The 23,086-nt window shown below is 39.9% G+C and carries 23 protein-coding genes; 11 read left to right on the top strand and 12 right to left on the bottom strand.

The genetic code is table 11. The annotated features are described in order from the left end of the window. Window positions 1-67: 67 nt before the first annotated feature. Window positions 68-2,446 carry a phosphoenolpyruvate synthase gene (ppsA, locus tag A7P55_RS02550; RefSeq protein WP_171551013.1) on the bottom strand — a complete coding sequence of 793 codons (2,379 nt, stop codon included), beginning with the start codon at window positions 2,444-2,446 and terminating at the stop codon, window positions 68-70. A gap of 158 nt (window positions 2,447-2,604) precedes the next feature. Here ppsA and A7P55_RS02545 point away from each other — a divergent pair, with 158 nt between their 5' ends. Together A7P55_RS02545 and A7P55_RS02540 are read left to right on the top strand one after the other, a co-directional pair. Next, on the top strand, window positions 2,605-3,441 hold the full coding sequence (locus tag A7P55_RS02545) for a pyruvate, water dikinase regulatory protein (RefSeq protein WP_004806023.1): 837 nt from the start codon (window positions 2,605-2,607) through the stop codon (window positions 3,439-3,441). A gap of 276 nt (window positions 3,442-3,717) precedes the next feature. Further along, complete coding sequence (locus tag A7P55_RS02540) at window positions 3,718-5,796, top strand: EAL domain-containing protein (RefSeq protein ID WP_171551080.1); 2,079 nt, start codon at window positions 3,718-3,720, stop codon at window positions 5,794-5,796. Between the two features lie 60 nt (window positions 5,797-5,856). On the opposite strand, the gene A7P55_RS02535 is transcribed toward A7P55_RS02540, so the two are convergent. After that, window positions 5,857-6,858 (bottom strand): LLM class flavin-dependent oxidoreductase, encoded by a 1,002-nt coding sequence (locus A7P55_RS02535; protein ID WP_171551012.1) that lies wholly within the window; start codon window positions 6,856-6,858, stop codon window positions 5,857-5,859. 140 nt (window positions 6,859-6,998) lie between these two features. Continuing rightward, the gene (locus tag A7P55_RS02530) at window positions 6,999-7,511 is read right to left on the bottom strand and encodes a glycine zipper 2TM domain-containing protein (protein ID WP_004806031.1); all 513 of its coding nucleotides are present in this window, start codon (window positions 7,509-7,511) and stop codon (window positions 6,999-7,001) included. 247 nt (window positions 7,512-7,758) lie between these two features. Between A7P55_RS02530 and A7P55_RS02525 the strand changes: the two genes are divergently transcribed. Beyond that, entirely contained in the window at window positions 7,759-8,472 is a 714-nt protein-coding gene (locus A7P55_RS02525; RefSeq protein WP_171551011.1) for a pseudouridine synthase, read from the top strand. Here the strand turns inward: A7P55_RS02525 and A7P55_RS02520 are convergent, their stop codons facing one another. From A7P55_RS02520 to imm48, 4 genes are all read right to left on the bottom strand, one after another. After that, a complete protein-coding gene (locus A7P55_RS02520; protein ID WP_004654380.1) occupies window positions 8,473-8,916 on the bottom strand; it encodes a GNAT family N-acetyltransferase in 444 nt (147 codons plus the stop codon). A gap of 99 nt (window positions 8,917-9,015) precedes the next feature. Next, the gene (locus A7P55_RS02515; RefSeq protein ID WP_005152044.1) at window positions 9,016-9,324 is read right to left on the bottom strand and encodes a type II toxin-antitoxin system RelB/DinJ family antitoxin; all 309 of its coding nucleotides are present in this window, start codon (window positions 9,322-9,324) and stop codon (window positions 9,016-9,018) included. A gap of 61 nt (window positions 9,325-9,385) precedes the next feature. After that, on the bottom strand, window positions 9,386-10,348 hold the full coding sequence (locus A7P55_RS02510; RefSeq protein WP_171551010.1) for a pseudouridine synthase: 963 nt from the start codon (window positions 10,346-10,348) through the stop codon (window positions 9,386-9,388). Window positions 10,349-10,386: 38 nt separating this feature from the next. Then, window positions 10,387-10,779, bottom strand: coding sequence for an Imm48 family immunity protein (imm48, locus tag A7P55_RS02505; protein WP_171551009.1), 393 nt, complete (start codon window positions 10,777-10,779; stop codon window positions 10,387-10,389). 122 nt (window positions 10,780-10,901) lie between these two features. On the opposite strand from imm48, the gene tsaE reads away from it, so the two are divergent. The 7 genes from tsaE to A7P55_RS02470 all read left to right on the top strand — a co-directional run bounded on the left by tsaE (window position 10,902) and on the right by A7P55_RS02470 (window position 17,131). After that, window positions 10,902-11,378, top strand: coding sequence for a tRNA (adenosine(37)-N6)-threonylcarbamoyltransferase complex ATPase subunit type 1 TsaE (gene tsaE / locus A7P55_RS02500; RefSeq protein ID WP_171551008.1), 477 nt, complete (start codon window positions 10,902-10,904; stop codon window positions 11,376-11,378). Next, on the top strand, window positions 11,368-13,308 hold the full coding sequence (gene mutL / locus A7P55_RS02495) for a DNA mismatch repair endonuclease MutL (RefSeq protein WP_171551007.1): 1,941 nt from the start codon (window positions 11,368-11,370) through the stop codon (window positions 13,306-13,308). The genes tsaE and mutL overlap by 11 nt, the downstream gene beginning before the upstream one ends. A gap of 6 nt (window positions 13,309-13,314) precedes the next feature. Continuing rightward, entirely contained in the window at window positions 13,315-14,259 is a 945-nt protein-coding gene (gene miaA / locus A7P55_RS02490) for a tRNA (adenosine(37)-N6)-dimethylallyltransferase MiaA (protein ID WP_171551006.1), read from the top strand. A 91-nt stretch (window positions 14,260-14,350) separates the two neighbouring features. Then, the gene (gene hfq / locus A7P55_RS02485; RefSeq protein WP_004806048.1) at window positions 14,351-14,866 is read left to right on the top strand and encodes an RNA chaperone Hfq; all 516 of its coding nucleotides are present in this window, start codon (window positions 14,351-14,353) and stop codon (window positions 14,864-14,866) included. 81 nt (window positions 14,867-14,947) lie between these two features. Next, entirely contained in the window at window positions 14,948-15,805 is an 858-nt protein-coding gene (locus tag A7P55_RS02480; RefSeq protein WP_171551005.1) for a DMT family transporter, read from the top strand. Window positions 15,806-15,838: 33 nt separating this feature from the next. After that, a complete protein-coding gene (locus A7P55_RS02475) occupies window positions 15,839-16,426 on the top strand; it encodes a TetR/AcrR family transcriptional regulator (protein ID WP_171551004.1) in 588 nt (195 codons plus the stop codon). Window positions 16,427-16,504: 78 nt separating this feature from the next. Beyond that, entirely contained in the window at window positions 16,505-17,131 is a 627-nt protein-coding gene (locus A7P55_RS02470; RefSeq protein WP_171551003.1) for an NAD(P)H-dependent oxidoreductase, read from the top strand. A 62-nt stretch (window positions 17,132-17,193) separates the two neighbouring features. Here A7P55_RS02470 and nfsB read toward each other — a convergent pair whose 3' ends face one another. From nfsB to A7P55_RS02455, 3 genes are all read right to left on the bottom strand, one after another. Next, on the bottom strand, window positions 17,194-17,847 hold the full coding sequence (gene nfsB / locus A7P55_RS02465; protein ID WP_171551002.1) for an oxygen-insensitive NAD(P)H nitroreductase: 654 nt from the start codon (window positions 17,845-17,847) through the stop codon (window positions 17,194-17,196). 280 nt (window positions 17,848-18,127) lie between these two features. After that, entirely contained in the window at window positions 18,128-18,844 is a 717-nt protein-coding gene (locus tag A7P55_RS02460; RefSeq protein WP_171551001.1) for a UDP-2,3-diacylglucosamine diphosphatase, read from the bottom strand. Between the two features lie 89 nt (window positions 18,845-18,933). Continuing rightward, entirely contained in the window at window positions 18,934-19,443 is a 510-nt protein-coding gene (locus A7P55_RS02455) for a peptidylprolyl isomerase (RefSeq protein WP_004661403.1), read from the bottom strand. Window positions 19,444-19,610: 167 nt separating this feature from the next. On the opposite strand from A7P55_RS02455, the gene A7P55_RS02450 reads away from it, so the two are divergent. Then, a complete protein-coding gene (locus A7P55_RS02450; protein ID WP_171551000.1) occupies window positions 19,611-21,338 on the top strand; it encodes a glutamine--tRNA ligase/YqeY domain fusion protein in 1,728 nt (575 codons plus the stop codon). Window positions 21,339-21,447: 109 nt separating this feature from the next. Here A7P55_RS02450 and A7P55_RS02445 read toward each other — a convergent pair whose 3' ends face one another. Next, window positions 21,448-22,158, bottom strand: coding sequence for a glutamine amidotransferase (locus A7P55_RS02445; RefSeq protein ID WP_171550999.1), 711 nt, complete (start codon window positions 22,156-22,158; stop codon window positions 21,448-21,450). 114 nt (window positions 22,159-22,272) lie between these two features. Further along, window positions 22,273-23,085, bottom strand: a complete 813-nt coding sequence (eutC, locus tag A7P55_RS02440) for an ethanolamine ammonia-lyase subunit EutC (protein WP_171550998.1) — start codon at window positions 23,083-23,085, stop codon at window positions 22,273-22,275. Window position 23,086 lies beyond the last annotated feature (1 nt).

The raw sequence follows: 23,086 nt of genomic DNA, 5'->3' as shown, positions 1-23,086 counted from the left end.
ATTTTAAAATCTCAATTACGAAAGATGAAAAAAGACCCTACGAAAGAGGGTCTTTTTCTAAAAAAGACTAGGCTTTCTTGATTTGTTCTTCAGCAAGGAAGAACCAAGTATCAAGTACTGAGTCAGGGTTAAGTGACACAGATTCAATACCTTGTTCCATGATCCATTTAGCAAGGTCAGGGTGATCTGAAGGACCTTGACCACAAATACCAACGTATTTTCCTGCTTTACGGCAAGCGTGAATTGCCATAGAGAGAAGAGCTTTAACTGCTGGGTCACGTTCGTCAAATAAGTGAGATACGATACCAGAGTCACGGTCAAGACCAAGTGTTAATTGTGTTAAGTCATTTGAACCGATAGAGAAACCATCGAAGTGCTCAAGGAACTGTTCTGCCAATAATGCATTGGTTGGAAGTTCACACATCATGATGACTTTTAGGCCATTCTCACCACGTTTTAAACCATTCTGAGCAAGAAGTTCGATCACACGTTTCGCTTCAGAAACTGTACGCACGAATGGGATCATGATTTGGATATTGGTTAAACCCATTTCATCACGTGCTTTTTTCAAGGCACGACATTCAAGCTCAAAACAGTCGCGGAAGTTATCAGATACATAACGACTTGCACCACGGAAGCCCAACATTGGGTTTTCTTCTTCTGGTTCGTATAACTTACCACCAATCAAGTTTGCATATTCATTTGATTTGAAGTCTGACATACGCACGATCACTGGCTTCTCAGCAAATGCAGCAGCAAGTGTTGAAATACCTTCAACTAACTTCTCGACATAAAATTCGATTGGAGATGAGTAGCCTGAAGTACGTGCCATAACAGCAGCACGTGTTTCACGTGGTAAGCTGTCAATGTTTAACAATGCTTTAGGATGCACACCGATCATTCGGTTAATGATGAACTCAAGACGTGCAAGGCCAATACCTTCATTCGGGATTTGAGCGAAATCAAATGCACGGTCAGGGTTACCGACGTTCATCATGATTTTGAACGGTAGTGATGGCATTGAATTAATCGAATTACGTTGTACTTCGAAATCTAATGCACCTTCATAGATGAAGCCAGTATCACCTTCAGCACATGAAACAGTGACTTCTTGACCATCAGTCAGTACTTCTGTTGCATTACCACAGCCCACGATTGCTGGAACACCTAATTCACGGGCAATAATTGCTGCGTGACAAGTACGACCACCACGGTTAGTAACAATTGCCGCAGCACGCTTCATCACTGGTTCCCAATCTGGGTCAGTCATGTCAGATACAAGGACGTCACCGTCCTGAACCTTATCCATTTCTTTAATAGACGTTACAACACGCACTTTACCTGAACCAATGCGTTGACCAATTGAACGACCTTCACAAATCACAGTACCACGTTGTTTTAACAAATAACGTTCCATGGTACCGACATTTTGACGGCTTTTTACTGTTTCTGGACGTGCTTGAACGATATAGATTTGACCATCATCGCCATCTTTTGCCCATTCGATATCCATCGGCGAGCCGTAGTGTTGTTCGATGATTAAGGCTTGTTTTGCTAATTCGTGTAATTCGTGATCATTTAATGCGAATTGTTGGCGCTCTGGTTTTTCAACGTCAACCACAACAACTGATTTACCCGCAGCACCTTCTTCACCATAAATCATTTTCTGGTGTTTAGAACCGAGGTTACGACGTAAAACAGAGTGTTTACCTGCATTTAAAAGCGGTTTAGATAAATAGAATTCATCTGGGTTTACTGCACCTTGAACGACCATTTCGCCTAAACCGTAAGATGCAGTAATAAAGACTACATCACGGAAACCTGATTCTGTATCAAGCGTAAACATAACGCCCGCAGCACCAGTTTCAGAGCGAACCATACGTTGAACACCAGCAGAAAGGGCAACAACACTATGTTCAAAGCCTTGGTGTACACGGTAAGCAATCGCACGGTCATTATAAAGTGAAGCAAAAACTTCTTTAATCGCGATAAGAACATTATCAATACCGCGAATGTTGAGGAATGTTTCTTGTTGACCTGCGAAAGACGCATCTGGTAAGTCTTCAGCCGTTGCAGAAGAACGTACCGCAACAGCAATGTCTGGGTTGCCGTTTGAAAGTGCAGCAAAAGCTTCACGAATTTCTTGTTCTAATGTCGCAGTAAGCGGAGTTTCAACAATCCAGTTACGGATTTTTGCACCAGTTTCAGCAAGTGCATTTACATCTTCTACATTTAGCTGAACAAGTTCAGCCTGAATACGAGCGTTTAAGCCGCTTTGATCCAAGAACTCACGATAGGCAGCAGCAGTAGTTGCAAAGCCACCAGGTACCGATACACCAGCATTGGATAAATGGCTGATCATTTCACCCAAAGATGAGTTTTTCCCACCTACGAGTTCGACATCGTGTTTTCCTAATTTTTCCAGACCGATTACGCGCGCTTCCAAAGTATTTACTCCACTTTTTTTGCAGTATGAATGACCATCATTGGTATGAAATTATACAAAAGTGCTTAGATTTAGTGTTTTACTAAGCGACAGTCATGTTAGATGAGTTTACTATAAAGATTATAGAGCACTAAGACAAATGTTTAAGGAGAATTTTGATGCCCGTAAGTAAAGAAATTAAACGGAGCGTTTTTTTTATTTCAGATGGTACCGCAATTACCGCAGAAACCCTTGGACATTCACTACTTGCGCAATTTCCAAACGTCGATTTTGACATTCATATTATACCGTATATTACGACTGAAGAAGCGGCTATGAATGTCGCTGTAGAGATCAATGCATGTCAAAGTCGTGATGGTTCTTTGCCGCTAGTTTTTGATACTTTAGTTGATCCGCATGTCCGTGAAATTATCAATACTGCTAAGGCAGTCAACTTAGACGTTTTTGAAGGTTTGATTAGTAAATTAGAACAAGAATTGGGTACGCCACCGACCACATTGGTTGGACAAACTCATGCGGTAACTGATTCTGAATATTATAAAGCGCGTATCGATGCTGTACATTTCGCACTGGACAATGATGACGGGGCAAGAACACGTCATTATGATAAAGCCGACATTATTTTAATTGGTGTATCACGTTCAGGGAAAACCCCGACCTCAATTTATTTGTCATTACAATTTGGTATTCGTGTAGCAAACTATCCATTGACTGAAGAAGATTTGGATGACAATCGTTTGCCAAAAGTACTGCGTGAACATAAAAACAAGCTATTTGGTTTGATGATTGATGCCGAACGTTTGGTGGCAATCCGTAACGAACGTAAAGCGAATAGCCGCTATTCAAGTTTCAGCCAGTGTCAAATGGAATTGCGCGCGATAGAAGGGATCTATATTTCTGAAGGGATTAAATATTTAAATGTCACGGAAATGTCGATTGAGGAAATCTCAACACGTGTCTTACAAATGACGGGTTTAAAACGTCGTATTGGCTAATAAGGCCAGACTACCTCAGTCATCTAGATGGGGTAGTCTGTAATTTTTTAGATCATTTTCTTAAAGAAAGTTTGATAAATATCGTGAATTTAAAATAAATAATTGATATTAAATAATAAAGTAAATCTAACTGATCAGTGCTGGAATTGGTGATAATTTTATTGCATTTCTGCTACAATACTGTGATTTAAATCTCACTTTTTATTGTTGGTGGTCTATGGCTTTTATTGCAACTGAATATCTTGATAGAGAGAGTTCTGTTTGGAACAGAAGTCTGTGAACTTGGCTATTCCTTTTCACTCAAATCATCAACTGAGTGAGGTCCAACAAAATATTTTTAACCGTATTCCGAGTCTGGTGTGGCTGCTCTCTGAGTCTGGAGATGCGTATTTTTTTAATAGTTTAAGCCAAGAGTATATTGGTTTTAATGACCTAGAACATTTTGCAAAAGACTGGGTCGATTTAATCCATTCTGAGGATAGAGCAATCTTCCAAAGTGAGTGGCAGCAGGCATTTATCTATAAGTCCCCATTTCAAATTGAATGCCGATTAAAACATCAGTCTGGTGCATATCGCTGGTTTTTATTGTCAGCAAAATTTATAGCGGCGAATTCAGAAGAAAAGGCACATTGGTTTATCAATAGTGTTGATATTCATGATACCAAGCAGTATCAACAAAACTTAGTTCAGTGTATTAATGCCCAAACTAACATGCTGGATAATAGTATTGATTGCATAAAATTATTAGAAGCTGATGGTTCTTTACTGCATGTCAATAAAACGGGATGTATCGCACTTAATCTCCCTCAAAGCCAAAATAGCTTTGGAATGAAGTGGGCAGAGCTGTTACCTGTGGAAATAAGAACCAAGGCGAGTTATGCGTTAAAAACGGCACTTAAAGGGAAAACTGCACGTTTCCGTGGAATGAGTGGGGAAGGGGCTGGAAGACAATATTGGGATAATTTGCTTACCCCCATATTAAATGATAAAGGCCAGATCGTGCAGGTTTTGTGTCTGTCTCGCGATGTGACTACACAAAGACAAACCGAAATCCAATTACAGCTTTCGAGTGAGTTGGATGATTTAACAGGATTATATAACCGTCGTTTCTTCAAATTACAACTTAAGCGTGCATTACATCGACATAAAAAAGGCAAGAAGTTACTTGGCTTAATGTTGCTGGATTTAGATTACTTTAAACATGTCAATGATACGCTTGGTCATGCTGCTGGAGATCATCTACTCCGTGTTCTGTCTAAGCGAATAGAAAACATTTTGCCTGAAAACACTTTTGTCGCTCGTTTGGGTGGTGATGAGTTTGCTATTGTCGTAAATGGAATTGAGACACAACTAGAGCTTGAAAAAATAGCAGTGGATGTTAGTCGACTATTAGAAGCTCCGATTACTTATGCTGGCAATTTGATTAATGGCAGTATGAGTATCGGTTGTGCGATTTATCCACGAGATGCCAAAGATTCAGCTAATTTAATGAAATGCGCAGATACTGCGCTCAATGATTTGAAAGCGACGGGACGTGGTGGTTTTCGTATGTTTAACCAGCAGATGCAAGTTGCGGCTCAAAACATTGCAATTCAATTAAATGATGCGCGTCATATTATTCGTGATGACCTTATTGTGCCATTTTACCAGCCAAAAGTGCGTTTAGCGGATGCGAAGGTGGTTGGTTTTGAAGCATTATTACGTTGGCAAACGCTTGATCAACATATTCATTCACCTTGTAATATTGAACAGGCTTTTCAAGACTATATTCTGGCAACAAAAATTAGTGATGCAATGCAGAATAAAGTTTTTAAAAATATTGCAGCTTGGATAGCGCAAGGATTAGATGTTGTTCCTGTTTCAATCAATGCAGCACCAGTTGAGTTTCTAAAAGACAATTATGCTGAGCGTTTACTACATCGTTTAAATGCCTACAACATTCCACATCATTTAGTAGAAATAGAAATTACTGAACATATCTTGGATGATCGTGGTTCTGACTATGTGATCCGAGCATTAAACTTATTAAAGCAACAAGGTATTAAAATATCATTGGATGATTTTGGTACGGGACATTCCTCTTTAACTCGTTTAAGAGACTACCCAGTAGACTGTTTAAAAATTGACTGCGATTTTATTCGTCAAATGAATGATGACGAGGCGATTTTAGCCATTGTACAGGCGATCATCGCTTTGGGGCCAAAACTGTCATTGGATATTGTTGCAGAAGGCATTGAGAACACCGAACAATTAGAGCTTTTAAAATCTTCCGGATGCTCAATCGGACAGGGCTATTTATTTAGTCGGGCTGTGAATGTAGAACAAGCGACAGAGATGCTCCAAGCTGGAATTTAAGTGGATGGTGAATCTACAAGGCTGATTGGTAAATGAACCTTGTAGACTCGAGCCAAAGATTTAGCTGTTTTTAATATCCATCAATAAACTAAAATTATCTAAGCGTTTTTGCGTATCGTAGATATCACAAGTAAAGATGAATTCATCGACATCATATTGCGCTGCAATTTTATTTAATCCAGCTTTAACCGTTTCTTGAGAACCAATTTGTGCCATGGCATAAAAATTCTGAATTGCCACTTGTTCAGCACTCGATGCAAGACCTTCAGTTGAATCAATCGGTGGCTTAAGCTTTAAGCTCTGACCACGGATCAGATTCAAAATACGTTGATATGAACTGGTTGCCAGGTATTGGGCTTCTTCATCGCTTGCAGCAACGACTGTTGGGACACCCATTGAGACATAAGGTTTATCAAGATATTCAGAGGCTTGGAAATTATCACGATAGATTTCGATCGCCTGACCTAACATTCTTGGCGCAAAATGAGAGGCAAAGGAATAAGGTAGTCCAAGTTTTGCGGCCAGTTGCGCGCTAAATAAACTTGAGCCGAGTAACCAAACAGGCACATGGGTATTTTGACCTGGTGTGGCGATAATTCTCTGATTCGGTTGCGGTGCTTTAAAATATTGCAGAATCTCCATCACATCTTGAGGGAATTGATCTTCAGTTTCCTGACGGCCACGACGTAAGGCACGCATTGTCATTTGATCTGTTCCAGGCGCACGCCCCAAACCGAGTTCAAAACGATTTGGATAAAGTGTGGCTAGCGTTCCAAACTGTTCTGCAACTACCAATGGTGCATGGTTTGGCAGCATGATACCGCCTGAACCCAAACGGATGTGCTGCGTATTTGCAGCAATAAATCCTAATAAAACTGCCGTTGCTGAACTGGCAATCCCATCCATATTATGATGCTCAGCCAACCAAAAACGCTCATAACCTAAATTTTCTGCATGTTGCGCGAGTTCTAATGCATGACGGAGAGAAAACTCGATACTCTTGTCATCTCGAACAGGAGCGAGTTCTAGGATAGAGAATTTTATATCTTGTAGTGATTTCATTATGGTGTCTCAAAACTATATATCGAAATAATACGATATAAGTTTGGTTTTGTATATCGTTTTAGATCGATATATTGTTGTTTTGATCAAACAAAAAAAAGCACCCGAAGGTGCTAAAGGGGTAAAACGTTTTAATCTGATTAACGGTGTTTGTACCAGCCACGATGACGACCATTGTCATGACGATAGCTTTCACGAGAATTGTAATAGCGACGGTCATCATAAGAACGACGGTTATCGTAACGACGGTCATAGCGACGATCATCATAACGTCGATCCGCATCACGGTCTTGACCAACCTTTTGACCTAAGGCCGAACCACCAGCCGCGCCTAGGGCTGCACCAATATAACCACCATTGCTTCCACCCATATTACGGCCAACGGTATAACCACCCACGCCACCTAAACCACCACCAATAGCAGCTTCAGTACGGTCGCGTCGATTACTAGATGCAGCGGCACCGCCAGCACCACCGATTGCAGAGCCAATCATTGCACCCGTGTCACCACCAAGTTGTTTTCCTAAGGCAGTACCAACCACACTTCCTAGAGCAGAGGTTGCTGCTACACGAGTGGTATTGTCTGCATGTGCAACGGTCATCATGGAAGACGCTGCTAAGATAACGCTACATAACCACATATTTGATTTCATGGTGAAACTCCTTATCCATTCATTTGGACAATATTCTTTTTTGCTTGTGACAAATGTAACAATAGTTGTGAGTGAAAATATGGAGCGCAATATCTAGATTGAGAGTGTTTGACGAGGGTTTTGTTGGTGTTCTATAACAAATGAAGGGATTGTGAATAAATTATAAAAATAAAGAATGAATAGGCAACGATCAACAGCTAGCGTTGTAATCGAGTACAATGGATGCAGTTTAGGTTAGGATTTATTTATGCTGCTGGAAAAAATTTTGCAATCACAAGGCTTTGGTTCACGTAAGTATTGTCAGCAGTTAATTAAAAATGGTTCTGTTCAGATTGAAAATCAAGTTTGTGATAATCCGAAACAGAATCTCAATACCGATCAACTGGTCTTTCAGGTCTTTGGTGAAGAATACCAATTTCGAGAGCATGTCTATATTGTTTTGAATAAACCGCAAGGTTATGAATGTTCACATCAGGCCACACATCACAAAAGCGTATTCAGTCTTTTTCCTGAAATTCTACTGCATCGTGGAATTCAATGTGTGGGACGTCTAGATCAAGATACCACTGGTCTATTATTGCTGACCGATGATGGACAATATCTACAGGCATTAACACATCCACGTAAACATGTACCCAAAGTTTATCATGTGACCACTGCAGATCCAGTTACAGCTGAACAGCAACACGGCTTAGAGCAAGGTGTCGAACTGCGTAATGAAAAAGGCATCTATGCTGCTACGGATGTGCAATTATTCTCAGAACATCAAATTGCAATGACCATTCACCAAGGTGTTTACCATCAAGTGAAACGGATGCTTGCTGCTGTTGGAAATAAAGTTGAAGTCCTACATCGTCATCAAGTGGGTTTGCTCGAACTTCCTGATTTGGCGGAGGGAGAATGGACGTATTTAAGCCCTGTGCAAAAACAGTTAAGTCAAAACATCGCTTTAGATGAATGATTACTTTAAAAAACAATGAAAGGTTTTGAACTCACTGTCTTGAATAAAGCCCATCTGTTCATATAGACGGTGAGATTGATAATTGTTTTTTTGCGTTTCGAGGCTAATGCGTTGTGCATTTTCATGCCGTGCAAACAAGATAGCGGTATCAATCAGTTGTTTAGCGGAACCTTGTTTTCGATAAGAGGGAGTGACATAGACATCATCGAGAATATAGTAGGTTTCACAAGCCACAGAAGAAAAGGCAAGATAGAGTAAAACAAAGCCCGTAAATACATCATCTTTAACATGAATAAAAATGACACTGTCTTTATTGTCGAAGCGGTGTTTTAAAAACTGATACGATTGTTCAATATTTGAGGATGCACCGTAGAACTGACGGTATTCGTCAAACAAGACAGCAAGTTGATGAAGATCTTCCTTTGTTGCTCGCTTAACAATCATTCCTGTCCATCCTTACGCTTATTCATTTTATTAGGACTGTCAGGATAGCGAAAAAAATTCAGCTTAAAAAATAAAAACTTGTTTATAAATGCAACATTGTTAAGTTTTGTCACTTTCGCCGAGAAGTGCATTCAACTCTTCAAACAGGTCTTCATGATCATCTTCAATTTCGACAGAAGATGGATTTTCAGTACTGGCCGCTGCTTTTGATTTGCGCAGTTTCAGTAACTGTTCCATGTTGATGTTCTGATTCTCAATTGCGAACGGAATCGACTTGGTGAGTACCACTTGTTTAAAGAAAAGACGAACGGCTTGAGCAGGGGAGATACCCAACTGTTTAAACACTGCAAAAGCTTGCTTCTTTTCCTGTGAATCGAGGCGAACCTGATAAACTTCTGTTTTTCGCATGAAGAATAAGACCAAATATTTTTAGTTATCGTCATGTATTTTAAACCATTGCAATGTAATTTCAATATTTTTGAAGTGAAAAAATAGAATTTTTGTCATTACGTTGTGTTGGCAATGCAAGTTCAAAGTGAGAACTAAACTGCATTTCTTGATTTAAAATCGGGTCAATAAAGCAAATTTCTTTGGCAAGTAGCTGTAATGGCTGACTAAAATCATCTTCTGCTTTATGTTCAATCTGTGGATAAAAAGAGTCGTTAAGTATTGGAATATTCAGATAATTTAGATGTACACGTAACTGATGTTGTTTTCCAGTTTTAGGCATTAATTTGTACTTGGCATGCTGCTGATCATGCATTAATAATTCAATTCGTGTTTCGGTATTATTGGGTTTTTCGGGATTAATTTGCATGGTGTAAAAAGGCTGACCTTTTTCTAAATGTAGCTGTAAAATTTGCGGAAAATTCAGTTCAGGTCGATATTTTGCAACCGCATGATAGGTTTTTTGCACTTTTCGTTCGGCAAAAAGCTGCTGATATGCACCTCTTGAGGCGGCTTTTTTACAGAATAAAACTACACCTGCTGTTTCTCGATCAAGTCGATGGATGGGGGTGAGATCTTCGTAGCCAGTTTGTTTTTTTAGTCTAACCAAGAGCGTTTCTTGTACATATTGCCCAGTTGGCGTCATGGTCAAAAAGTGCGGTTTATCGACTACCAGTAATTCATCGTTTTCAAATAGGATTTCATGCTGAAATGGCACATGCACTTCATGCGCAAGGAAACGATAGTAGAAAATATGGGTATTGGGTGTATAGGGGCTATCCAATTCGAGTTTGCTGCCATCTGCTGCATAGATCAGCTCATCGGCAAAACGCTGTTGCCATTCGCTGATCTGAATATGTGGGAAGTGTTGGCAGAGATAATCAAAAATAGTAAGTGCAGAAACATCGTGAGGTAAAAAGACTTTGCTCGCGCTGACACCATTAATGAGTGGAGGAGTAAAATCTTTATTTGAGAATTGATTCATAGAGATAAATGATGCCACTAAAATTAAGGTCCGGCATTTTAAGAACAAATGAGATTAAGTATCTCGTTGATGTTTTTGCTTAGATTAACATAATCCGAGTTGATGAATTGCCTGTGTCCATCAATTCCTCTATGAATGATTGCATGCGTGGTCGGGTGAAGCTCTTTATCACTAGCAACTTCAATGAGATGCTCTAAGAAATCTTGTGCTTGTTGAGGTGCATATTTAAATTCTGTAGTAAAAATAAAAATTGCAAGTTTATGAATCTCTAAAGCAGGGAGTTGGTTTAAAAAACATTGGGCATGAATTGTACCAAAACTAAAACTTGCAAGAATTTGCCGTTCTAGCTCAGTTGTTGTCTCAAAAGGTTTTTCGATGGATAAAAAAAGCTGATGCGTAAATTTCGAAATGAGTTTCCGATGTTCGTCCACAACAGTTTCCTCAGAAAATAATTTAGGAGTTGTTTTAAAAAGAATCAACTTCTTTCTATGGATTAGGCTTTAAAGCAGGGCAATGTTATCATAGCTGCCATCCCAATTTTGTTTTATTTGCCATGTCATCTTCAGTGAAATTTACTTTAAATCATGAACAAGACACTCAACGTTTTGCACAGGTGCTATCACAACATGTGCATGCTGGCATTATTTATTTAATTGGTGATTTGGGCGCAGGAAAAACCACATTTACCCGTTACTTTCTACAAAAGTTAGGGCATCAAGGTTCGGTCAAGAGTCCGACTTATACCTTGGTTGAACCTTATACCATTCAAGGTAAAGAGATCTTCCATTTTGACCTGTATCGTTTGAATGATCCTTATGAACTTGAGTTAATGGGCATCCGTGATTATCTGGAAACACCCGATGCTTTATTTTTATTTGAATGGCCATCGAAAGGTGGTGATGAAATTCCAAAACCAGATATTGTGATTGATATTCAAAAATCGGAAGATGAACTGACTCGATTCGTGACTTTAACCACAGCGTCTGAAGCTTTATCTCAAACTTTGCAGGAACAATTGAATGGCGCATGATTCAACTCGTCGTATTCATACCCTAGATGCTGCCTTAGCCAACCAGATTGCTGCAGGTGAGGTGATTGAACGTCCCTCATCAGTAGTCAAAGAATTATTAGAAAACTCAATTGATGCGGGCGCAACGGAGTTGATTATTCGAGTGGCGCAGGGTGGTTCAACCCTGATTGAAATCATTGACAATGGTAATGGTATTCATGCAGAAGATTTACCATTGGCGGTAATGCGTCATGCCACCAGTAAAATTCAAACTGCAGATGATTTACATGCGATTGTCAGTTTGGGATTTCGTGGAGAGGCTTTAGCTTCAATTGCAGCAGTATCACGTTTAACCCTCACCAGCAGTCAAGATGAGCAAGGTGTTGGCTATCAAGTTGAAGTGAATGGTACAGCTTTTGATCATCAACAAATTCAGGCGGTCGCTGCACAAAAAGGTACACACATTCGGGTACAGGATTTATTTTTTAATGTGCCAGCACGCCGTAAATTCTTAAAAAAACCAACAACTGAATTTAATCATATTGAAGAAATTGTTCGCCGTTTGGCTTTAACCCATTTCGATATCCGTTTTGTACTAGAGCATAATGATAATATTCGTTTAAACCTACCTGTCGCTGACAGTGGCGAATTACGTTATCAGCGCGTGCAGCAATTGTTGGGTCAGCAATTTATCCAAAATGCGTATTGGATTGACTCTGATAGCATTAATATGCGCTTATCTGGATGGTTGGGACATCCTTCTGATGCACGTGCGCAGGCTGACATGCAATATGTCTATGTCAATGGTCGTATTGTCAAAGATAAAACCATTTCACATGCGTTGCGTATGGCCTATGACGGGATTTTGCATGGACATCAACATTCATCATATTTATTGTTTTTAGAAGTTGATCCCGAAAATATTGATGTCAATGTACATCCAACTAAGCATGAAATTCGCTTTTTGAATCAACGTGAAGTGCATGAGTTTGTACGTCACTATGCTAAAGCAACCTTGTCTCAATTTCAGACTGCAACTGCAGATTTAGCACAGGCAATGAAAACAGATGAGGCGCTAACGGATAATTTTAATTATCAACAGCAGCCAAAATATCAAGAACAATTCAATTTACATCGTGCGGTGGTAGAAGCTGAACCTCAATCAAATCTACCTGCTGAAGTATCGACAGATTTATTGACAGAGTTTAATCAAAGTCGTCCACAAGCAGTGCACTACAATTCAACACCACAAGAACCACGTTATAACGGTTCTACGCAATTGAATAATGCACTCAAAAGTTATTTAGCGCCTTTACGTGAAGAAGTCGAGGATGGAAATGATCAAGGCCCATCACGAGTAGATGAGTTTCCACTCGGTATTGCGATTGCGCAGCTGCATGGTATTTATATTTTGGCGCAAAATACCGAAGGTCTGATTATTGTCGATATGCATGCAGCGCATGAACGTATCTTGCTTCAACAAATGAAATCGGCTTGGGATAAACCTGAATTTTGGACATCTCAACAGTTATTGATTCCAAAAATTGTATCCATCACGCGTATGCAGGCGACACGGATCGAAGATTTACAATCACAATTACAACGTCTCGGCTTAGAAGTCGATCAATATGGTGATGATCAAGTGATTGTGCGTGGTGTCCCAGCGATTTTGCATAAAGCTGATTTTAGCAACCTCATTCCAGAACTGCTGAATGATCTTGATCCAAATGATGAAGCGAGAGGTTTATTGCAAAAACGTGATGAATTACTCGCTGGGATGGCTTGTCACGGTGCTGTGCGTGCGCATCGCCAGTTAAGCCTATCGGAAATGAATGCTTTATTACGTCAAATGGAACAAACCGAGTTTGCCAGCCAATGTAATCATGGGCGTCCGACTTGGCGTGCATTTCCATTACATCAATTAGATAAATTATTTGCTCGAGGAGAGTAGTTTTACATGTCAAATCAATTGCCCGTCATCAATTTAATGGGGCCTACCGCGAGCGGTAAAACAGCATTGGCATGTGAACTTTATGAGCGTGGAAATTTCGAACTGATTTCAGTCGATTCAGCTTTAGTTTATAAAGATATGGATATCGGTACAGCGAAACCAACCAAAGCAGAGCAGCAGCAATATCCACATCATTTGATTGATATTATTACCCCTTTAGAGGTGTATTCGGCAGCACAATTTGTTGAAGATGTTTGCCCATTGATTGATGATATGCATGCCCGTGGCAAAACTCCAATCTTGGTGGGCGGAACCATGTTGTACTTCAAGGCCTTACTTGAAGGTCTGGCAAGTAATTTACCCAATGCGGATCAAACGATACGTGATGCCATTCTTCAAAAAGCTGAACAGGAAGGATGGCAAGCCGTCTATGAAGAGTTGGTTGCGGTTGATCCAGTTGCAGGGGAAAAGTTTAAAGTATCGGATAAGCAGCGCATCATTCGTGCGCTTGAAGTGTTTCGAATCACGGGTGAACCGATAACAAAACTACAAGCTGAACAACCTAAAAATCAACCATATCGTTACATATTTCATAACTACGCATTAATGCCAGATCGTTTAGAATTACATCAACGCATTGAGCAAAGATTGAGCAAAATGTGGAATATTGGTTTTTTGAATGAAGTAGAGGACTTGATTAAAAAATACGATTTAAATGATGATTTACCGTCTATGCGGTCTGTGGGTTATCGTCAAGCTTTGGATTTTTTACTAAAAAGTGACTTAAGTCTCAAAAATAAAGTAGAAATGGAGAACAAAGCCCTTTTTGCGACGAGGCAATTAGCTAAACGTCAATACACATGGTTACGTTCTTTGCAAGAAATACACGATTTTAAAACTTACGTGACGATAAAGCAGGCGAAAGAAGACTTGCGAAACTTCTTTGGATAAAGCAAAATTCGCAGGCTGTCTTTTTATAATTTTTAGTTGAAAAATAAAGATAGTTTTTTTGCGCTGATTTAAAAATTTTTTGGAGTTAAAAATGTCTAAAGGTCAAACTTTACAAGATCCGTTCTTAAATTCTCTCCGTAAAGAACGTATTCCAGTTTCTATTTTCCTTGTAAACGGTATCAAATTGCAGGGTCATATTGAGTCATTTGACCAATATGTTGTTTTGTTGAAAAACACTGTAAGTCAAATGGTTTATAAACACGCGATTTCTACAGTTGTTCCTGCGCGTAACCCACGTCCTGCTGGTGCTCAAGGTACTGCTGGTGGCTTCCCTGCACAAGGCGCTACTGGTGGCTTCGGTGGTCAAGGTGCTGCTGGTGGCTTCGGTGGTCAAGGTGGCGGCTTCGGCGGTCAAGGTGGCTTCGGCGGTCAAGGTGGTGGCTTCGGTGGTCAAGGTGGCTTCGGCGGTCAAGGCGGCGGCTTCGGTGGTCAAGGTGGCTTCGGTGGTCAAGGCGGCTTCGGTGGTCAAGGTGGCTTCGGTCATCAAGGTGGCTTCGATGGCGAAACTAAATTTGAAGATGGTCAAGAAGACGAAAACAATCGTTAATTGATTGATGATCTTTAAGAAAATGCCAGTCTCACGCTAGACTGGCATTTTTTTGTCTATTAGAAAGCTAGAATAAATACTATGGAAATGATTGTTGCTGCGGCATGTTGTAGTGTATTGGTCTCAATTTTGCTGAAATACTTAAAGGCAAAAGGATTTGATGTTTTTCAAATGATTGCGTGGAATTATTTGAGCGCAAGCCTTTTATGTTTTTATTGGTTTAAAACCGATATTACGCATATCTCTTTGAATCATACGCCTTGGTGGTTCATTCTTATTTTAGCCGTGTTATTACCCAGCATATTTTTATGCTTGGCAAAGTCTTTGCAATTTGCAGGCATCCTGAAAACGGAAATTGCTCAGCGGCTTGCAGTCATACTGTCATTATTAGCTGCCTATTTTATTTTTGGGGAGCAATTTAGCCAATTAAAATTAATTGGTGTCGTGTTGGGCGTCATTGCGATTTTAGCGATTATTATCGGACAGGCCACAGAACAGGCAACTAAAGGCATGAATTTAAAATCAGCCTTGTTTTTGTTTAGCGTATGGGCCGGTTATGCTGCTGTAGATATATTACTTAAATATAGTAGTAGTTTAGGTTTACAGTTTGCAGTCACACTGAATTTAACCTTTATTGCGGCCTTTATTTTATCCATTGCTTATATCGCAATCACTCAACCAAACTGGCAACCTAAAAATATTTTTACAGGTTTGTTTCTAGGCGTACTGAATTTTGCCAATATCGCTTTATATGTCAAAGCACATATGATTTTTAAAGAAACGCCTGCTATTGTCTTTGCTGGCATGAATATCCTTGTCGTGGTACTAGGTGTATTCAGTGGTGTTGTATTATTTAAAGAACGCTTAAAAGCCTACACCTGGATTGGATTGATCTGTGGTGTGGTTGCCGTCCTGTGTTTAGCCAAAGCAATGATGTAAAGCGATTTGGTTAAATTTGATGGAAGTAAAATTATGACTGGTAAGAGACTGAGTAAAGAAGAGCGCAGACAACAATTGTTGCAGGTGGCCCGTTTAATTATTCGAACTCAGGGTGTAGAAGCCCTAACTCTGGGATATTTAGCAGAGCAAGCTGGTATTACTAAGCCAATTACATACCGACACTTTATCGACCGTGAAGGTTTACTGATTTCGATTTATCAAGAGTTTGATGATAAACAGACTGCAGAGCTTAATCGGTCTTTAGCTGCCGAAGCAAAAACCTTACAGCAAACTATTCATATTTTTTGCAAAGCCTATTTAAGTTGTTTTATTTCAATGGGTCCAGAGGTTGGATTGGTGATTGCTGCTTTGTCTGGTAGTGATATCTTGCAAAACTATTTTCAGCAATGTCAGCAAAAATTCACAGAAATTTTTAAACAAAGCATGCGCCCATTTATTCAATTGGATGGAAAAGAGGGTGAGGCGATCGTGATCGCGATCATGGGTCTGATTGAAACGGTATCGACAGCAGCAAGTAAAAATCAAATTGATGCACTGACTGCACAGCAGGTGATGGAAAATTCACTTTTAGTTATTTTACAAGATTATTCAGCGACCTAAATACAGGCATCAAGAACTGAGTTGACAGTATAAGTTACTATTGGTAACTTGTGTGAATCATTTATTCGGAATTGATCTATGTCTAATTCAAATAAACTCCAGCATGCTTTGATTGTCATAACACATCCAGATACACAATCACTTTCTCATCAGATTGCACAGCATATTTCTCGTGATTTAACAGAAAAGGGAATTTCAGTAGAAATTGCTGATTTATATAAGGAAGGTTTTCAAGCTGTGATGACGCTTTCTGATATTGAAGCTTATCGTGGTCGTCAAGCTTTGGATGCCGATGTTCAATTTGAACAAGCGCGCTTTGATCGTGCAGATGTTGTCTATTTTATTTTTCCTGTGTATTGGTGGTCAGTTCCTGCTTTCTTAAAGGGCTGGTTTGAACGTGTATTTAGTCAGGACTGGGCCTATAAATACGATGAACAGGGGAATCTATTAGGTACTCTAAAAAATATTCCAGTCAAATTGATAGGGACTGCAACAGGAACGCAATCTGGATACGATCGGCATGGTTATACACAAGCGATTCATAAACAAATCGTAGAAGGTATTTTTGCCTATTGTGGGATTGATGATGTTCAGACATCAATGCTGTTTAAAGCAGATTTTATTCAGGCTGATGATCTAAAGGTATTCTTTGAAGAATTAGATCAGACTGTTTTAAGTCAATCTCAAATCAATACGAATGCGTAATGTTAAGCCCTAATAATAAGGTGTAATTGGTCATTATTAGGGCGTTGATTCAATCAATGCTGTTATAGACGAGTAAAAACCACTTCATCTGGCAGTCGTGATTTTGGCAGTTTGGCATTGAAATCACTGTCACTGCGATAACCGAGTGCAACAATTACAGAGGCTTTTAAGCCTTTTTCAGTCAAACCAAATTCTTTATTAATGAGTTCTCTATCAAATCCTTCCATAGGCGTTGCGTCGATTCCTTCTAGACCCGCAGCAAAAAGCAGTTGTCCAAGTGCAAGGTAAGTCTGGTTTTCCATCCATGCAGGAAGATTTTTAAGTTCATTGCGATAGAATTCAACATAACCAGAACGTGTGGCACGTTGTCCTTGTTTGGCAGTTTCATCTTTAAAGCGACCACTGGCATCATCTTGCTGTAATAATTGCTCTAGATATTCAGCAGAAATATCGGTACGCGTGCAAAATACTAAGGTGTGTGAAGAATTTAGAACTTTGGCCGCGTTATACACATAATTGCCTGTCAATGCCGATGCGATACGCTGCTTTGCTTGATCAGATTCAGCAACCAAGAAGTGCCAAGGTTGAATATTTACCGAAGAAGGGCTGAAGCGTAAAATTTCTAACAATTTCTCAAATTGTGCATGAGGAATTTTTTTCTCTGCATCATAAGCTTTTGTGGCGTAACGTGTTTTTGCTGTAGCTAAAGTATCCATCCGTCATTCACTCGATTTTAAAATTTAATTTATTTTACTTGATCTAACTTTCACTAAAAGTAGCTAAATGTGATTTCTATATAGATTTAAGTCGTATATGAGTGGATTAGAGCGACTATAATTTTCTAAAATACAAAACTAGATCAACTTCCATTAGAAAAAATCTACAGCTATACATATTCGGTAAAGTTTTTATAGAAAAGTAAGAATCAAAGCTGTTCTATTCTTCAGCTAAAAAATGTAAGTAGAAAATCAAGACAGTGATTGATGATTTATATGATCAATAGAACCACTGTTTAAAATCTAATTGATAATTTTCTTGCTCGTTGAGCTCTAAAATCCAAGCTGAATCTGTTCGCCAATCTCCCAAAACAATACGTTGTTTGTTGAGGACATGGTGAATCTCTGGACGATGGGTATGACCGTGAATTAAATAATCAACGTGTTCGATCACAGACTCTACGGCTTGAGTATTGACATCCATGATGTCATAACTTTTCAGCTGCTTGGTTTCGCTACTTTTTTTACGGAAACCATTGGCCAGTTTTTGTCTAAAGCTGAGGGGAGTACGTTTTATTAGCCCCAATAAAATGGGGTTACGAATCACTTTGCGAAAACGTTGGTAGGCAACATCATCAGTACAGAGTGCATCTCCATGTTCCAGTCGGAATGTATACTGTTGAATATTTAAGGTATAAACGTCTGGCAATAGAATGCCGTTAAATTGATTGAGGAATTTTTGACCTAAGGCGAAATCACGATTGCCTACTTGGAAATACACTTGGTTATTAGCTGTAGTAAATCGTAGTAACGCACTGACAATTTCATCTAACCAAGGCGCGGTGTAATCATCCCCAATCCAAGCATTAAACCAATCACCTAGAATATAGAGTTGGGTATTTTTATCTTGATATTGTTGCAATAAAGCCAAAAACCCTCGAACGAGTCGAGGGTGATCAGGTGACAAGTGTAAATCTGAGATAAACAGGTAGGTCACACTTATATCCTATTTTATAATCCCTCCCAACCTCCCTTTACAAAGGGAGGAGTTCCCCCTCTTTTTAAAAGAGGGGTTAGGGGAGATTTTTATTCAGAGATAATTTTAGCAGATTCGATGACAACGTTCTCTAAAGGAACGTCTGCGTGATAACCACGGTTACCTGTACGCACACCTTTGATTGCTTCTACAATATCAAGGCCTTCAACAACTTTACCAAATACTGCATAACCCCAACCTTGAGCTGTTTTACCAGTGTGGTTCAAGAAAGAGTTGTTTTTAACGTTGATAAAGAATTGAGCAGATGCAGAGTGCGGAGCTTGAGTACGCGCCATTGCAATTGTGCCTTCATCGTTGCTTAAGCCGTTATCAGCTTCGTTTTCGATTGAATCACGTGTTGCTTTTTCTTTGAAGTTTTCGTCCATGCCACCGCCTTGGATCATAAAACCATCAATCACGCGGTGGAAAATTACGCCGTCATAGAAACCGTCACGTACATATTCTAAGAAATTTGCAACCGTTTTTGGTGCTTTTTCAGCGTTAAGCTCAAGAACAATACGACCTTTGTTGGTGTTTAATTCGACTTGAGGAAAACTCATTACATTAATCTCCTAAACATGGGCAAATTGACCATGGGTTTTTGGTTGAGAGAAGCATAAGCAAACTGTAAACTACAAGGCAAGTAAAAAACGTTAAAATCTTTCATAAATAGCAAAGATTGCGTTTTTATTTCCCATTTTTAACTGTAAGAAGTGATTTACACCCTATGAAGCCAAATGATGTTGTTTCTGAACTGCCAAAGACCCCGACGCCGAATACCCATGCCTCTGTCGATGCCGCGCAGCAAGAACAACAGGCAGGCTTAGACTTTGTTCGTCAAGTGATTACCGATGATCTTAAAGAAGGTCGTACCCAGAAAGTGGTGACACGTTTCCCACCTGAGCCAAATGGTTATCTACATATTGGTCACGTGAAAGCGATTTGTTTGAACTTTGGTATCGCTGAAGAATTCGAAGGTTTATGTAATTTACGCTTCGATGACACGAATCCAGATGCCGAAGAGCAAGAATATGTCGATGGTATTGCCAATGATGTGAAATGGTTAGGTTTTAACTGGAATGGTGAGCCTCGTTATGCATCAGGTTATTTCGATCAACTTTATACATGGGCTGTTCAATTGATTGAACAAGGGGATGCTTATGTTGATTTGCAAACCCCAGAAGAAATCAAGCTGAACCGTGGTAATTTCGTCGAACCTGGTAAAAACTCACCTTATCGTGATGCGACTGTTGCAGAAAATCTTGCGCGTTTTGAACAAATGCGTAATGGTGAGATTCAAGAGGGTGGTGCTGTACTTCGTGCCAAAATTGATATGGCTAGCCCGAACGTGCATATGCGTGATCCGATTCTTTATCGTGTATTACATTCAGAGCATCACCAAACGGGTGATAAATGGAAAATGTATCCAATGTATGACTATGCTCATCCATTGTCTGATGCAATCGAAGGCATTACCCATTCACTCTGTACTTTAGAATTCCAAGATCACCGTCCATTCTATGACTGGATTGTAGAGAAGGTTCATTCACAAGCTGTACCACGTCAGTATGAATCTTCACGTTTAAATATCGATTACACCATTACCTCTAAACGTAAATTGCGTAAATTGGTTGAAGGCAATTATGTACAGGGCTGGGATGATCCACGTATGCCAACGGTTGTGGGAATGCGTCGTCGTGGTTTTACCGCTGAAGGTCTGCGTGATTTCTGTAAGCGTGTTGGTGTTTCTAAAACGGATGGTATTGTCGATGTGGCAATGCTCGAATTCTGTATTCGCCAGTCTTTGGAAAATACTGCAGCACGTGGCATGGCAGTACTCAATCCATTGAAAGTAACCTTGACCAATTTACCTGAAGAATTGGACCTCACGCATGCGCGTCATCCAAACGTGGATATGGGCGAACGTATCATTCCGTTAACGCGTGAACTTTATATTGATCGTAAAGATTTTGAAGAAGTACCACCAAAAGGTTTCAAACGTTTGATTCCTGAGGGTGAAGTGCGTTTACGCCATGCTTATGTGATCAAGTGCGATGAAGTGATTAAAGATGCTAATGGTGAAGTGATCGAACTTAAATGTTCGATTGATCCTGAAACTTTGGGTAAAAACCCTGAAGGTCGTAAAGTGAAAGGAGTTGTTCATTGGGTCTCTGCGAGCAAAGGTGTACCTGCGGAAGTTCGTATTTACGATCGTCTGTTTAACGAAGCTGCACCAGATGCAGATGATGATTTCTTGGTACATTTAAATCCAGACTCGCTGCAAGTGGTACAAGCGGTGATTGAACCTGCTTTAGCCCAAGCAAAACCTGAAGATCGTTTCCAGTTTGAACGTGAAGGTTATTTTGTTGCGGATCAATATGATCATCAAGCTGACAAGCCAGTGTTCAACCGTATTCTGGATCTGAAAGACAGTTTTAAAGCCGACAAGAAGTAAGTGTGAAGTAAATTCTCCTCACTGAGTGTTTGGAGAGTTGGATTTAGATTGAAAAAAAGCCCAATTTTAAAATTGGGCTTTTTTATTGAGAATCTGAAAGAATGAAGTTTTAAACATTCAGATTGTCTAAGAACGTTTGAATGACCAATCGGCACTGCTGCTCTAATTGTGCTGCATAAGCCTGATTATCTTGGCGTAATTGAGGAATGGATAAACCCGCATGACGTATTTCACAGGTATGGCCAATGAGCCATTTTTCAAAATTTTCTTCAGCGATTTCAAGATGAAACTGCAAGGCCAAGATATTATTACCAACAGAAAAAGCTTGATTTGGATAGATCGCCGAACTTGCCAATAAGGTACTATTTTCAGGTAAATCAAAAGTATCACCATGCCAATGCAGCACTTCGACATTTTCTAATGCGGCTAAGGGATTCGTCTCAAGCACTTTAATATCTAATTTGCTCCAACCAATCTCTTTTTGATGTCCAGCATAGACTTTTGCCCCCAGCGCATGTGCAATCAGCTGTGCACCCAAACAAATGCCAATGGTGGGTTTGTTGGCTTTTAAACGTTGTTTTAAACCTGCAATTTCATCTACTAAAAATGGATAGTCCTCGGTTTCATAGACGCCGATTGGACCGCCAAGAATTACGGTTAAGCCTTCATAATTAAGTGCAGGACTCAGATCATCGACACCCGCTTCAAAATAACGGACGCGAAAACCCAACTGATAAAAAATATCTTCTAATGAACCAAGGTCTTCAAAAGCAAGATGCTGAATGGCGTAAACGGTTTTTAGATGAGAAGCGAGGGGCATGACCGAGTACCAATGAATAAAAATTATGTTGTATCTTAAATCATTTTTAAGACCGATGTGTTGACCTTATGCTTTTTGGACAGCGCTGGAAAATAGGGCTGTCCAATTGCTCAGTTAAAAAAGCAATCTGCGTTGATGATGTTCTTCAATAGTTGGAACCACATGTTCATCCTTTAAATCGACACCAGATAAGCCCAGTCGTTTGGAGTTATGCATTAAAGCCAATAAGCGTTGAGTAGCAATCGGAATACTTAATCCTGCGGGACGAATATTTGAAATACAGTTGCGTTGTGAATCCAGACAGCCACTGAATGCATCCAAGGTGTAATAGAGTCCCATGCTATCAGGCGAACTGAGACCGGGACGCTCACCAATCAGCATAATCAGCATACCTGCCTGAAAAATTTCAGCGACTTCATCACCTAAAGCAACACGACTGCCTGTGGCAATCACAACGGGTGCTAAAGACCATTGTTGTTCTGCAAAAGGTTGGATTAGTGCCTGTATAAAAGGCAGTGCATTTTCTTCAATGGCACGGGCCGATAAACCATCACCAATCACGATACAGACATCATAACTCTGCTGATCTTGTTGCATCTGCTGAAGTTGTTGCATCGAATCGGTTGAAAGTAAACGTCCTAAATCAGGTCGTTTTAAATACAGTTCTTTATGTTCTGCCTGACTTTGCACATGGATGGGATTGAGCCCCAATTGCTGTAATTGCTCAGTCAGAAATTCAACATTTAAGCACTGAAAAACCGCATCTTTGGCCTGAGCATGGCTGAGTTGGAAATCCAGTAAAGCGCGGGTTGGGATACTGCAACCTGCACGCCCAATGGCAATACGGGCATCGGTAAACTGTTTTAGGGTTTCCCACGGGTCTTGATGCGCCTGTGCAGGAAATTGAATGTCTTTGGAAAGTTTCATT

This window comes from Acinetobacter sp. Ac_5812, from assembly GCF_013072695.1.
Lineage (GTDB): Bacteria > Pseudomonadota > Gammaproteobacteria > Pseudomonadales > Moraxellaceae > Acinetobacter.
The sequence above is the reverse complement of the archived record's forward strand: the minus strand, read 5'-3'. Positions and strand labels throughout refer to the sequence as shown.